The organism is Allobosea sp. 05T422_2, from assembly GCF_056396265.1.
In genome coordinates this window covers 1-12132 of sequence record NZ_JBFTLD010000205.1, presented here as the reverse complement: position 1 = coordinate 12132, position 12132 = coordinate 1, and the positions used below count along the sequence as shown (strand labels likewise).

Genomic DNA, 12132 nt, shown 5'->3' with positions numbered 1-12132 from the left:
CTTCCTGATCATAGTCGATCTCCTGTTAGCCCCCGGCCGATGAAGGGAACAATCTGTTAAGCCATTGGTTCCATGAACAATTATTCAGGAACGGGGTTTTCGACCGGGGAATCTCGGGCGGTCTTGCGGCRGGGTAGCGGCAGGGTTGGCGCTGCTTTCCTGCGGTGGCGGGCCACAAAGGTCGTCCTGCCTTAAGGTTACGATCATGCCGTGATTGAGTATCGGCCAGCAGGCGCATTACGTTGAGGCTGGCTATCGTGAAACGAGCGCCCGGGAACGACAATGATCTCGCTGACACTGTCTGACGGATCTCAGGTTCAGGTGCTGGCGCGCCGGGTCGCCCGGATCAGGCKGGCTGTTCCCGGTGATGGCGACCCGTTGGCCAAGACCCGCATCGACTGCGTCGATGTGCTGCTGGTGATCGAGCTGCCGGACTATGTCGCCGCTGTGGTCGGTGAGAAGCTGCCGACACTCGCCGAGCTTGCGCTGCCGGACGGATCGCCGGTCTGGTTCGACGCCGAGAAAGCATCGGGCCCGCTTCCACTCGATTCCAGACACCAGGGGGATGGAATCCTGTCCTCGCTTCACATCAGCGGCAAGCGGCAGTTCGTCGGCAATTCCCATGAAGACGTCGCCGAGGTGATCTCCTGCGCCGGCGGCGCCGCGCTCCCGATCCCGAGGGCGCGCCTGTTCGGCAAGGCGATCGATCTCGTTCACTCCTTGCGCGACATCCGATCCCAGGAGAGAGAATGGGACTAGGCGCAAGGGGACCTGAACCGCGAGCGACCGCGGATCCCAGCATGATGCGGCAGGCGATCCGACCGATCCGCCTTCGACGACCAGATCAGATCACGCAGGACGGCGCTTCCGCGGCGCTGCCGGATCAGCCGACCGCCGCCAGCGCACGCCGCTTCATTGGCCCTGCGCCTTGTTCGTCGGGACGGAGCGTCAGAACCGAGACGCCGGACGCCGTCACGGCAACGGTGTGCTCGAACTGAGCCGACAGCGAGCCGTCTCTCGTCACGACAGTCCAGCCGTCAGCCTCTGTCTTCACGCTCCCCCGGCCGCGGTTGAGCATCGGCTCGATCGTGAAAACCATGCCCTCGCGGAGGGCGAGGCCGGTTCCTGGCTTTCCGAAATGCAAGACCTGCGGCTCCTCGTGCATCTCCCGGCCGATGCCGTGACCGCAATACTCGCGCACCACCGAATAACCGCTCCGCTTGGCATGTCGCTCGATCGCCCAGCCGATATCTCCGAGCCGCGCACCCGGCCGAACCGCCTTGATGCCCATCCACATCGCTTCGTAGGTGGTCTGGACCAGCCTCCTGGCGGCTGGTTTCACCTCGCCGACGAGATAGGTTTTGCTGGAATCCGCGATATAGCCGTTCTTCTCGAGCGTGATGTCGAAATTGACGATGTCCCCGTCCCGAAGCACGGTCGATTGCGATGGAACACCGTGGCAAACGACATCGTTCACCGAAGCATTCAACACAAAATCATAGCCATACTGGCCCTTGCTCGCAGGTCGGGCCTGGAGATCGTGGACGATGAAGTGCTCGACCAGTTCATTGACCTGAAGTGTCGACAGGCCGGCGAGCGCGGTTCGATCCAGCATCCCGAACACGGAGGCCAGTAACCTCCCGGATTCGGCCAGCAATGCCAGCTCGCGAGGCTGCTTTGTCATGCGTCAGTCTCGGCGAGCGGCTGAGCCTTGACGCCTGCGGCATTCAGCTCGCGCTCGATGATCTCAGTGAAGCTGAGCCCCGGATTGGTCTCGCAGAGCATGCCGAGCTTGATCCAGTAGGCAGCCTGCGCATTGATCGACCGAAACGATACCTTGCTCGCCCGGCGCAGCTGATCGTGCAGGTCGTCATCGATGTTCACGATGCCCATCGGAGTCTCCATATACGTTTCATATATGGATCGTATATATGTCGAGGATATGAAAGCCAAGGGGCGGCATCGCAAGCGCCCGGTGCGAGCCGCCTGACACTGGTCCCGAGAATGCATGGCCTATCGTACAGCGTGGCATGACCGCCGCCAGGCAGGCCGTCTGGAAGGTCCCGCGCCCAAATATCAGGATCGACTTTGGTYGGATGACGCATCCGACGAGTTGTGAGACCCTCAGCGTCACCGATGGCCTCAGTATGGATTCATAATTCTCCTTCAGCCGAACGGGGCGGGACAAGAGGTGACGATCAATCCTTGGCTCATGGCGGAACAGTTCGAGTCCGTGAACTGCACGGTTGCTGTCTGGACGGGTGAGAGTCCCACGGCAACCTTCAMCGGCATACGCGCGGCTGCGCGCTATGCAAACGCAGCCTTTCTGGGTGGCGCAATCGTGGAGATCATCATCGATCACACCAATGGTTGCGCCATCATCATCCGGGATGACGACCTGATCGCGCTGCTCGAATACGCTGCCTTCAACTAGGGCAGCCGCGGCGGATACGGGAGAGTTGTCGCCAGGGTATCTCGCTCTGGATCGGCCCTCACTTCTGCGCGCTCCAGCGACCAACGCTTGAGGCAGCCGTCGCTCGCGTCTTTGCGCAAAGCACATCATTCAGAAAAAAATGCCGGCCAGCGCAGCGGCCAAGGCCGCGCCGACCGGCTTGCCCGCGATGGGAGGGGAAAGCGAGCAATGCGAGATTAGCGCGCTTCATGACCAAGAGAACAGCAACCAATGCAATATCGCCATGCGTTCATTATTTCAAAATTAGAAGCAATTCTGAGATTGCCGCTACGACACCGAGATGTAATCGACCGCCTGTCTACTTGGAAAACCGCCTCCCGCGGCGCCCCTCCCCCAACCGTTCTTGACCATCAGGCCGCCCCTTCCATTGCGGCGGTCCGATTGACCGTCATGCTGCGGGGAATGCGCCATGGGCACTCCGGAGAGCCAGCCCGGACCGGCCTCAGGACCCCGACAGCAGCGAGGCGCCGACATTGATGCCGAAGGCCAGGATAGTGGTGTTGAAGAAGAACGAGAGGATGGAATGGGCGAGCACGATCGTCCTGACCTCGCGTGTGGTGACGCCGACATCCGATGTCTGCGACGTGCAACCGATCGTGTAGGAGAAATAAAGGAAATCGACATAGTCGGGCTCGCCCTTGCCCGGAAAATCCAGGCCGCCCTCGGCACCGTCATCGCTGTAGAAATCATGGGCGTAGTGCAGCGAGAAGAAGGCATGCACCAGCGCCCATGAGCTGAGGATGGTCACGGCGCCCAGTGCCAGGTGCAGTGTCTTTTCGTCGGGCGGCACGGTCTTCAGGCCGGCGAGCTGAATGCCGATGGCCGCGACGCTCGCGGCGGCCGCCAGGCAGGCGATGATCAGGATGGCGAGCGCGCCTTCATCCTGCTCGGCGGCACGCGCCCTGATCTGCTCGACGGTCTCGCCGAAGATCATCGTCGTCAGCAGGCCGAGATAGAGGATTGCGCCCGCGTCCCACGCCACCAGAAGCCGCGTCACCCAGCCCCAGTCGCGCGGCAGCACGATCGTCAGCAACATCACCGCCACCAGCGCAATCAGAAGGCGGGGCCGAATGAGCAGGGATTGTGGGAGGAGCTTCATCGGATCTCACGCCTGCAGGCCAATGACCCTGTCCAGGACGGAGCGATGCCGGTCAGATCATCGGGCGGGATAGCGCATCCAGACCGATGATCCAGCCCCTCATGTTTGCGCCGGCTTTCCAAAGAACCGCAATCCACATTTCGGGCAGAAGCTCTAATCCCGAGTGACCACATGGCCTGGCGCATCTCGGACAGCAGGGGCAGGAACCGACCAAGACTGCGTCCACGTCTCGGAGAGGGTGCGGTTTCGCGACTTGAGATAGACGCGCAAGTCGGCAGTTTGCCCTACTGGCAAGGTCGCGTCGAGGATGACACGAAAGCCTTTCGCGGCGGGATTGGCGGCGATGATGGTATGGGCGATCGAACCGGCGGTCGTCGAGGCGACGACCTCGACACGCTTGGGGTCGCTCACGAAATACGCCAGATCGCCATCGCCAAAATCGATGATGAACCGCTGCTTGCCCATTCCGTCGGCATCGGGCTCCCGGATGTCCCAACCGCTGAAGCTGTTGCGGACCTGCGCCATGGCATGGAGCTCGTTGGTCGTCGACAAGGCGGTGATCCGATAGGTGAACTCACTGGCCTTGCCGATGTCGAGCGGCCGCGCCGGCGTCCAGCACGCCACGATATTGTCGAATGCCTCGTTGTTGGTCGGTATCTCGATCAGGTCGACCCGGCCCTCGCCCCAGTCACCGATGGGTTCGACCCAATATCCCGGACGTGCGTGATAATGCGCTTCCAGGTCCTGGTAATGTCCATATTCGCGGTCGCGCTGCATCAGGCCGAAGCCTCGCGGATCGCGGTCGCCAAAACTGGAGATCCGCAGGCTCGCGGGATTGCGGATCGGCCGCCAGATCCATTCTCCGGAGCCGTTCTGCATCAACAGCCCATCGGAATCGTGAATTTCKGGCCGGAAATCGGTTCGGTGTCCAAGGTCGCCTTCACCCGCAAGGAACATCGAGGTCAGCGGCGCGATGCCGATGCGCGGGATCTCCACGCGCGGCACGAGGGTAGCCGTGACCGACATCGCAGTCGTACGGCCAGGCGAAACGACATAGCGGAACGCGCCCGCCACGGACGGGGAATCCAGCAGGGCGTAGATCACCAGATCGAGGCTGTCTGCCCTCGGCTCTTCCAGCCAAAGCGCACGGAAAAAGGGAAACTCCTCAGGCTGCTTGCCGCCGACGTCGATCGCAAGCGAGCGCGCGGAAAGCCCGTAACGGTGGCCCCGCCCGATCAGCCTGAAATAGCTCGCCCCCAGAAACGAAATCACCTCATCCTGGATTTTGGGATCGTTGAGGGTGGTCGTCACCGCAAACCCGGCAAACCCGAGCGACGGCGAAAGCTGCTTGGGCACCGGCACCTTGCCGTATTCGAACAGGCTCGTCGTGAACGGGATCGGGATGGCGTTGCCCTCCTTCACCACATGCAACTGCACCGGCTTGTCGTGCAGAAAGCCGAGATGGAACGGGAGCAGGCGGAAATCGGAACCGCTCTCCTGCCACAAGGCCTTTTCCCGCCGGAAACGGATCTCGCGATAGCTGTCATAGGTCAGCTTCGACAACTCCGACGGGATTGTCAGGCCACCGGAATCGAAGGGCCGCTCGCCCAGAATGCGCGCCTGCGCGACGACGTCGTCGAAACCAAAACGGGCAGCCCCTGGTTGGGGCGCTGGTGCGGCAAGCGAAGGCTGCCCTCTCGCAAGCAAGGCGGTTGCGATCAGCGTCGCGAGAGCGGAGCGGCGGGTGTGGAAATGGCTTTCGCCTGAATTCATGAGTGTTCGGCTCGACGGTGATTGGGTAGGAGCCTAACCCCGGCCTGCCTCCTTATGTTCCGCAGGTCCAATGAACGAGGGCGTGCAATCTCCTGAACGATGTCCGCTTGGCCTGGCCCTGACGACCCAGGCAAGCGGAATGCCATAACGCATTGCCTATACAGGCTTCTCTTCCTGCCTTCCCTGCATCTGCCGCTGCCTGCGTGTCGCCTGTGCGCGCTCAAGCKATCTCGCCTTTCGTCKGGCGTCCCGTAACTCCTCGATGGTCGGCTGCCACCAGCCCCGGGCAAGCTCCGCCCCACTCGCTGGCTGCCGCGCCGGCCATGTCCGCACCAGCTCGTCATGGCCGGGCCTGCGCCAGCTTGCCMAGACGAAATCGCCGGTCGCGCCGGCACTCCAGAGGTAATGCTGGTGCAGGCTTTCCTCGTCGACCAGCTCCCCCGTGACCTCGGTGAAGACGAGCGCGCCGGCATGAGACATCAATGGGCGGTCGCCGGGCGGGAGCTGATCGGCAAGGACCGGATAGCGATGGCGCTGCCGCTCCCTGGATTTCGCGCGCAACGCGTGGTGCTCTGCCGAGCCCTTCAACTCGTCTCGCCGCCGCTTCCGCTCGACCGGCTCGGCGCGGCGGGCGGCCTCCTCGATCGCCGGCCAACGGCGCCGCAGTTCCTCCAGCGAGCGATAGGGAATGCGCCAGAGCCTTTCCTCGCCGTCCCACCAGGCCCAGAGCACGGCGCGCAATTCCGCGACGACGGTCCTGGAATAGGGCGTACGGACCATCAGATCCTCTGCCGGGACGAGATAGTCGCTCACGATCGGATCGAATGCGAAGGCGTCCCTGCCGCGCGCATCGGCATGCGCGAGCACGCCGGAAAGTTCCCGCTGCAGCCAGCGATCGAGCCGCCTTTCGGCCGTGCTCCCTGGCACGAACCAGGCACGGCGATCATCGCGCCAGCGCGCCCGGGGAAAGGCCGCGCGGAAGCGCTCGACCAGCGCCGTGTCATAGGGAAAAGACGCGGTCGCCCCAGCCCTGTCCTCGCCGGCCGGTTCGACGGTGATGCTCTCTAGCGGGGATGGCATCGTCGATCCGCCCTTGTCCTCGAGCAGACGCCTGGCGCGTTCACTCGACCTTCAAACCTGCACCGGGCCCTGGCGCCGCACCAGAGCCTGTCGCTCACCCGCCCGAACGGTTCCCGACCGCTGGATACCAGCTCGGCGCTGGAGGCAACGTCGACCGATGCGACATTGTTCAATCGGAGGGGGCCAGCTCCGAGCCCTCTCACTCCGCACAGACCGGAAGATCAGCGAGCCGGGCGCGAAGACGCGGGGCGGCCCAATCCAGGAACGCGCGGGCCTTGACGGGCAACTGCCCCTGGGCAGCATAGACGAGCTGGACCGGGATCGGCTCCGGCGCGAAGGCTTCGAGCAACGGCACGAGCGCGCCTGAGCGCAACTCGTCGACGATTTGATAGGACAGCACCCGGGCCACACCGAGACCGGCCACGGCGGCCTCGACCGCCGCTTCCGTCGAGTTGACGGCGAGCCGCGTGCGCGGCTCCACCGAGAGCGCTTCTGTGTCACCACGGTAGCGCCATTCCGGGGAGGTCGAGAAGCCTTTGAACGTGATGCCGTCATGCGCGCGCAGGTCCTCGGGGACGGCGGGACGACCGTGGCGAGCCAGATAGCCCGGGCTGGCACATATCACGCGCCTGACCTCGCCGACGCGCGTCCCCATCAGGCTGCTGTCCGCGAGATGACCCAGCCGCACGCCGATATCCAGATGCTCCTCCAGCAGATTGACATGGCGGTCGATCAGGAACAGACGCAGGTCGATCCTTGCATATTCAGCCAGGAATTCGGCCGCGACGGGGAGCACGTGGCGCCGCCCGAGGACGACGGGCGCCGTGACGGAGAGTTCGCCGCGCGGTTCGCTGTATTCGCCTGCTGCCGCCCGTTCCGCCTCCTCGACCTGTTCCAGGATTCGCCTGGACGCGGCGACATAGTCGCGGCCCGCATCCGTCAGCGCGACCCGCCGGCTGGTGCGGACGAGAAGACGGGTTCCAAGGTGCTGTTCGAGATCGGCCACCTTCCGGCTGACCGTGGTGAGCGGCGAGCGCAGACGGCGCGCTCCAGCCGAGAGGCTGCCCTCCTCGACGACGGCGAGAAGTACCGACATCGCGTCGAAGCGATCCATTCCATCCTCCCGAATTTCGGGAGGAAACGTCCCGATTTCTCTGAATAGCTCAGTTTCAATGAAGGCTCTAGCATCCTCTTCAATCCCGCGAGGGGCGCGCCTGACGGCTGCCCTCGCAGCTTAGGAGACTTCAATGACCGCCTTATCCCGCCGGGCCTTCTCCCTCTCCGTCCCCGCCCTTGCCCTCCCCGCCCTGGCCGCAGCGTCCGGTCTGTCCGTCGGCGGCGCGCTGGCGCAGGCGCAGCCGATCGCCTCCAGGGCCGGCCCGCCTCTGGCGCGGATCTCGATCGGTCGGTTCACGGTGACCGCGCTGACCGACGGCTTTGCCGACATGCCATTCTCCTATTTCGTGGGCCGGCTGCCCCAGGAGATCGAAGCGGCGGCGGCGGCGCAGTTCGCAGCCCGCCCCAGCGGCATCCGCCTGATGTTCACCCAGTACCTGATCGAGGACGGCGAGCGGCGAATCCTGATCGATACAGGGCCGGCCGGCTTGCTTGGGGAGAGCGGAAAGCTGCCCTCCGCCCTGGAGGCCGTCGGGGTCGGACCCGAGAGCATCGACGCGGTCATCGTGACCCATATGCATCGTGACCATATCGGCGGCCTGGTCGCGGGCGGGCGCCGGAATTTCCCGAACGCCGAGATTCATGTCGACAGACGCGAGATCGCCCACTGGACCGATCCGGCCAAGCGCTCGACGGCGCCTGGCTTCCTGAAGAGCAGCTTCGATGCATCGGCGGAGTTCATCCGCCTCTATCCGAAGCTGCAAGCGATCGATGGCGAGCGCAGCATCACGCGCGGCGTCTCGATCGTCGACCTGACGGGCCACACGCCCGGACATATCGGGGTGCGCGTCGAGGATGGCGGCAAGAGCCTGCTCATGGTCTCGGACATGCTCTTCCATCCCTCCCTCCATCCGGCCGCCACCGATATCGGCTTCGTCTTCGAGCAGGATCCGGCGGCGGCCCGCGCGATGCGCGCCCGCTTCTTCCCGCGCGCGGCCGAGGAGAAGGCATTGATCGCCGCAACACACATGCCATTCCCGGGGCTTGGCCACATCGTGTCCGATGGCGGCCGGCTGCGCTGGCTTGCCGCAGAATGGGCCCAGCAGGGGTGAATGGCCTTGCTGCGCTCGACGCAATTCCTCCGGGCCGGCGGCTGCGCCGGTTCGGATATCGGAGGCTCGCATGCTTCACAAATATCTCGAGATCGCTTCGACCCCGGCCGTCAAGAATGCGCGCCAGCACTACGGCAGCGCGGGTCAATATGCCAGGATCGACGGAACGCTCGATCCTGGAGCAGCACCCCGAAACCACCTGCTTGGCCCGGATGAGGAGGCGTTCATCGCCCGGCGCGGCGAGTTCTATCTCGCCTCTGTTTCGGAAACGGGCTGGCCCTATGTCCAGTTCCGCGGCGGACCGATCGGCTTTCTGAAGGTTCTCGGTAGCAAGACCCTTGGCTTCGCTGATTATCGCGGAAACAGGCAATACATCACCACGGGCAATGTCGCCGGGAACGACAGGGTCTCGCTCTTCCTTATGGATTATGCCCAGCAGCGGCGCCTGAAGATCTTTGGGCATATGCATGTCGTCGACGTGACCCTCGACACCGCACTGGCGGCCAGGCTGGCGGTTCCCGGCTACGACGCCCGTGTCGAACGGGCTGTCACGATCACGATCGAGGCCTTCGACTGGAATTGTCCGCAGCACATCACCCCGCGCTTCAGCGAGGCCGAGCTCGCGGAATGGCTGGAGCCGGTCAAAGCCAGATTGGCGTTCCTCGAAGACGAGAACCGCAGACTGAAGAATCGCCTGGAGCAAGGTGCGGCATGATGCGTCGGCCGTGGCTCGGAAAGGCCCCGACGCGCCCATCCTGCCGCCCATGCCGCGGGTGGCACCACCTGCCGATCACTCAGAACGTGATCTTGACCGATGGAGCGCTGCGTTCGGCCTCGCCATGGAAGACGGCCTCGATATTGTTGCCGGCGGGATCGAGCAGGAAGGCGGCGTAATAGCCGGGATGATAGGGGCGCTCGCCCGGCGCGCCGTTATCCCTGCCGCCGCTGTCGAGGCCAGCCTTGTAGAAGGCGTCGACCATGGCGCGGTTCCTGGCCTGGAAGGCGATATGGTGCCGGCCCGTGAGCTCGCCCTGCGCCGCCTTGCTCTGCGCGCTCGAGACGAAGAGTTCGTCCACCCAGAAATAATCCTCGGCCGTCCCGCCGATCGGAATGTGAAGTTCGCGGAAGATGCCCTCGTAGAAGCGGCGGCAGGCGCCGAGGTCCGCGACAACGAGCTGGATATGATCGATCAGCCGGCCGCGATGTAGTTCCTGGGTTTCCATCTGTTCCTTCCGATTGCGCATCAACTCAGGCGAGACAGTGTGGTTCCAGGCCGTGACGAGATCTGGCAGTACCCKATCTGGCAGTACCCGATCTGGCAGTACCTGGCAGCCTCGAGAAACCCTGCCCCGACGACGAACCGGCTCCCGATGACGGGAGCCGGTCGCTGGACGTGTCGACGGTCACCGGCTCTGCCGGTCATGCAGGGGCGGGATCAGGCCCCGGCGGCGGGGAGCCTGCCGTCGGGCGTATAGCGATCCACGGCGTCAGGCAGTTGCCGGGACAGCCGGGACAGCAGCTCGTCACGGGACAGGCCCGTCTGGCGTTCGAGCTTGGCCAGGACATCGGGTCCGATCACCTGTTCCAGATCCGGCGGCGCAACATCCTGATTGGCACCCTGGCGCACCCAGGAATCGGCCTTCTCGCCCTGGCCTGCCTGTTTGAAGCGATCGATCAGCTCGCCCAGACCTCCGTTCAGGAAGCCGCCGATCCCGCCTGCGCCCAATGTGCCGCCGAGATTGCCGAGCACGGAATCCGCGCCTTTCGGGATATCGCCGGCCGGTGCACCGGTTGGGGTCGGCTGGTTGGCCTGGCCGAGCCACTCGGCGATCTTGTCGCGATTCTGGTAGCCTGCGAGGGCAACGAGGCCCAGCAGTGCCGTCATCGACGGAAAGCCCTTTTCGCTCATGAGGTCGCTCCTTGCGCTTGGGTGTCAGACGCTGTGTCGGCGGTTTGAGAAGAAGGCCCAGACCATCAGGACGATGATGGCGCCGACGACCGCCCCGATCAGGCCCGCGCCTTCCCCCGGGCGGTACCAATGAAGGGCCTGTCCCAGATAGGTCGCCACGAAGGCGCCGACGATTCCGAGAATGGCCGTCAGGACGAAGCCGGTCGGCTCGTTCGACCCAGGGGTCAGGAATTTGGCGATCACGCCGGCGAGAAAGCCGATGACGATGGTCCACACAATGCTCACGATGTCCTCCCGCAATCGCTAGGCCACATCCGAATCCGCATCAGCGGGCTCGATCGATGCGCAAGCGCATCTCCTGAACCGGCGATCGGCAAGTAGGTTCCCTTACGGCCCCGTCAGCCCAGGCGAGGCTGCCCCGCGTCGGCCGGGAACGAATTCACTGCCCGCTCCGTTTGATCCCTGGGATAGTCCGGAGTTCATGATGAAGCTGATCGCATCGGCCCAACTCGTCCATGCCTTTTCCGCGCGGGTTCAGCTCATCGGGTGGCTCCAGGCGTCACATTCCCGAGATCAATCGATCCTTATGGAGGAACTGACGGTCAACGGGGCGTTGCGGCGAGATGCCGATGTGACGTCCTCCCGAGACCGCCCGTGCCGCGCAAGCCTCTCCGCCCTGCCGTTCGCAAGCGTCGCCTGATCAAGCCGAGGGCCCCTCATGTCAGACCAGCTCGATTGCCTCGTGATCGGCGGCGGCCCCGCGGGCCTGACGGCGGCGATCTATCTTGCGCGCTTTCATCTCAGCGTCACCGTCATGGACGCGGGCCATGGCCGCGCGCTGCAGATCCCCTGCACCCATAATCATGCCGGCTTTCCCGAAGGCATTTCCGGTCGCGAGCTGCTCTCGCGGATGCGGTCGCAGGCAATCCGGTACGGCACCTGGATTGTCGATCGCCACGTCGAGGCGCTGACCCACGACGGTTCCGGCTTCGGGGCGCACGGGCGGGACGTCGACATCAAGGCGCGCTCGGTTTTGCTCGCCACCGGCGTCACGAACCGTCGCCCCCCGATTGCCGACGCGCTCCATGCCGAGGCGCTCATGCTGGGCCGCCTGCGCTACTGTCCGGTTTGCGACGGCTACGAGGTCACCGGGCAGAACGTCGCGGTCATCGGCTCCGATGCCGGCGCTGCGAATGAATGCGAATTCCTGCGGTCGTATACGGCGCGGGTCAGCCTTGTCCTCGATGGAACCGAGGGCCTTGCCGCCCCCCTGAATGAGCGTCTCGCGGGTCTCGGGGTTCGCATCATCGGCGGACCCGCGCAGGACTTCCGGCTGGAGGAGGATGGCCTGAGCCTGTCTTCGGCCGCGGGGCGGCTGCGCTTCGACACCGTCTATCCMGCCCTTGGCTCGGTCGTTCATTCCGACCTCGCGACCGCATTGGGCGCGGCCGTGACGGATGATGGCTGCATCCAGGTCGATCGCCACCAGCGCACCAGCATCGCGGGATTATACGCGGCCGGCGATGTCGTGATCGGTCTCGACCAGATCAGTCATGCCATGGGTCAGGCC

The 12132-nt window shown here is 64.4% G+C and carries 15 protein-coding genes; 6 read left to right on the top strand and 9 right to left on the bottom strand.

The genetic code is table 11. The features are described from left to right. Positions 1-282 precede the first annotated feature (282 nt). On the top strand, positions 283-759 hold the full coding sequence (locus AC1DJT_RS26605) for a hypothetical protein (RefSeq protein WP_476835212.1): 477 nt from the start codon (positions 283-285) through the stop codon (positions 757-759). Between the two features lie 124 nt (positions 760-883). Here the strand turns inward: AC1DJT_RS26605 and map are convergent, their stop codons facing one another. Continuing rightward, positions 884-1684 (bottom strand): type I methionyl aminopeptidase, encoded by an 801-nt coding sequence (gene map / locus AC1DJT_RS26600; protein WP_441506829.1) that lies wholly within the window; start codon positions 1682-1684, stop codon positions 884-886. After that, entirely contained in the window at positions 1681-1893 is a 213-nt protein-coding gene (locus tag AC1DJT_RS26595; RefSeq protein ID WP_441492272.1) for a ParD-like family protein, read from the bottom strand. The genes map and AC1DJT_RS26595 overlap by 4 nt, the downstream gene beginning before the upstream one ends. A gap of 298 nt (positions 1894-2191) precedes the next feature. Here AC1DJT_RS26595 and AC1DJT_RS26590 point away from each other — a divergent pair, with 298 nt between their 5' ends. Next, positions 2192-2434, top strand: coding sequence for a hypothetical protein (locus AC1DJT_RS26590; RefSeq protein WP_476835211.1), 243 nt, complete (start codon positions 2192-2194; stop codon positions 2432-2434). A 481-nt stretch (positions 2435-2915) separates the two neighbouring features. Here AC1DJT_RS26590 and AC1DJT_RS26585 read toward each other — a convergent pair whose 3' ends face one another. From AC1DJT_RS26585 to AC1DJT_RS26570, 4 genes are all read right to left on the bottom strand, one after another. Continuing rightward, complete coding sequence (locus AC1DJT_RS26585; RefSeq protein WP_441506830.1) at positions 2916-3572, bottom strand: DUF1345 domain-containing protein; 657 nt, start codon at positions 3570-3572, stop codon at positions 2916-2918. A 153-nt stretch (positions 3573-3725) separates the two neighbouring features. Next, positions 3726-5345 carry an OpgD/OpgG family glucan biosynthesis protein gene (locus tag AC1DJT_RS26580; protein ID WP_476768210.1) on the bottom strand — a complete coding sequence of 540 codons (1620 nt, stop codon included), beginning with the start codon at positions 5343-5345 and terminating at the stop codon, positions 3726-3728. A gap of 156 nt (positions 5346-5501) precedes the next feature. Next, a complete protein-coding gene (locus AC1DJT_RS26575) occupies positions 5502-6425 on the bottom strand; it encodes a hypothetical protein (RefSeq protein WP_476835210.1) in 924 nt (307 codons plus the stop codon). Between the two features lie 199 nt (positions 6426-6624). Then, a complete protein-coding gene (locus tag AC1DJT_RS26570; protein WP_441506833.1) occupies positions 6625-7539 on the bottom strand; it encodes a LysR family transcriptional regulator in 915 nt (304 codons plus the stop codon). Between the two features lie 133 nt (positions 7540-7672). Between AC1DJT_RS26570 and AC1DJT_RS26565 the strand changes: the two genes are divergently transcribed. Continuing rightward, entirely contained in the window at positions 7673-8653 is a 981-nt protein-coding gene (locus tag AC1DJT_RS26565) for an MBL fold metallo-hydrolase (RefSeq protein ID WP_441506834.1), read from the top strand. Positions 8654-8723: 70 nt separating this feature from the next. Then, positions 8724-9368 (top strand): pyridoxamine 5'-phosphate oxidase family protein, encoded by a 645-nt coding sequence (locus AC1DJT_RS26560; RefSeq protein ID WP_476768209.1) that lies wholly within the window; start codon positions 8724-8726, stop codon positions 9366-9368. A gap of 79 nt (positions 9369-9447) precedes the next feature. On the opposite strand, the gene AC1DJT_RS26555 is transcribed toward AC1DJT_RS26560, so the two are convergent. The 3 genes from AC1DJT_RS26555 to AC1DJT_RS26545 form a co-directional block, all read right to left on the bottom strand. Beyond that, complete coding sequence (locus AC1DJT_RS26555; protein WP_441492268.1) at positions 9448-9876, bottom strand: VOC family protein; 429 nt, start codon at positions 9874-9876, stop codon at positions 9448-9450. A gap of 212 nt (positions 9877-10088) precedes the next feature. After that, positions 10089-10562 (bottom strand): YidB family protein, encoded by a 474-nt coding sequence (locus tag AC1DJT_RS26550; RefSeq protein ID WP_441506837.1) that lies wholly within the window; start codon positions 10560-10562, stop codon positions 10089-10091. 24 nt (positions 10563-10586) lie between these two features. After that, on the bottom strand, positions 10587-10847 hold the full coding sequence (locus AC1DJT_RS26545; RefSeq protein ID WP_441506838.1) for a GlsB/YeaQ/YmgE family stress response membrane protein: 261 nt from the start codon (positions 10845-10847) through the stop codon (positions 10587-10589). 199 nt (positions 10848-11046) lie between these two features. Between AC1DJT_RS26545 and AC1DJT_RS26540 the strand changes: the two genes are divergently transcribed. Beyond that, a complete protein-coding gene (locus AC1DJT_RS26540; RefSeq protein ID WP_476776884.1) occupies positions 11047-11262 on the top strand; it encodes a hypothetical protein in 216 nt (71 codons plus the stop codon). Positions 11263-11280: 18 nt separating this feature from the next. Continuing rightward, the coding region (locus AC1DJT_RS26535; RefSeq protein ID WP_476835209.1) for an NAD(P)/FAD-dependent oxidoreductase at positions 11281-12132 on the top strand (852 nt) is incomplete at its 3' end.

Excerpts from the sequence above, each read along its gene's own strand:
- map (WP_441506829.1), bottom strand. The coding sequence starts at position 1,684 with ATGACAAAGCAGCCTCGCGAGCTGGCATTGCTGGCCGAATCCGGGAGG.
- AC1DJT_RS26595 (WP_441492272.1), bottom strand. The coding sequence starts at position 1,893 with ATGGGCATCGTGAACATCGATGACGACCTGCACGATCAGCTGCGCCGG.
- AC1DJT_RS26585 (WP_441506830.1), bottom strand. The coding sequence starts at position 3,572 with ATGAAGCTCCTCCCACAATCCCTGCTCATTCGGCCCCGCCTTCTGATT.
- AC1DJT_RS26570 (WP_441506833.1), bottom strand. The coding sequence starts at position 7,539 with ATGGATCGCTTCGACGCGATGTCGGTACTTCTCGCCGTCGTCGAGGAG.
- AC1DJT_RS26565 (WP_441506834.1), top strand. The coding sequence starts at position 7,673 with ATGACCGCCTTATCCCGCCGGGCCTTCTCCCTCTCCGTCCCCGCCCTT.
- AC1DJT_RS26560 (WP_476768209.1), top strand. The coding sequence starts at position 8,724 with ATGCTTCACAAATATCTCGAGATCGCTTCGACCCCGGCCGTCAAGAAT.
- AC1DJT_RS26555 (WP_441492268.1), bottom strand. The coding sequence starts at position 9,876 with ATGGAAACCCAGGAACTACATCGCGGCCGGCTGATCGATCATATCCAG.
- AC1DJT_RS26550 (WP_441506837.1), bottom strand. The coding sequence starts at position 10,562 with ATGAGCGAAAAGGGCTTTCCGTCGATGACGGCACTGCTGGGCCTCGTT.
- AC1DJT_RS26540 (WP_476776884.1), top strand. The coding sequence starts at position 11,047 with ATGAAGCTGATCGCATCGGCCCAACTCGTCCATGCCTTTTCCGCGCGG.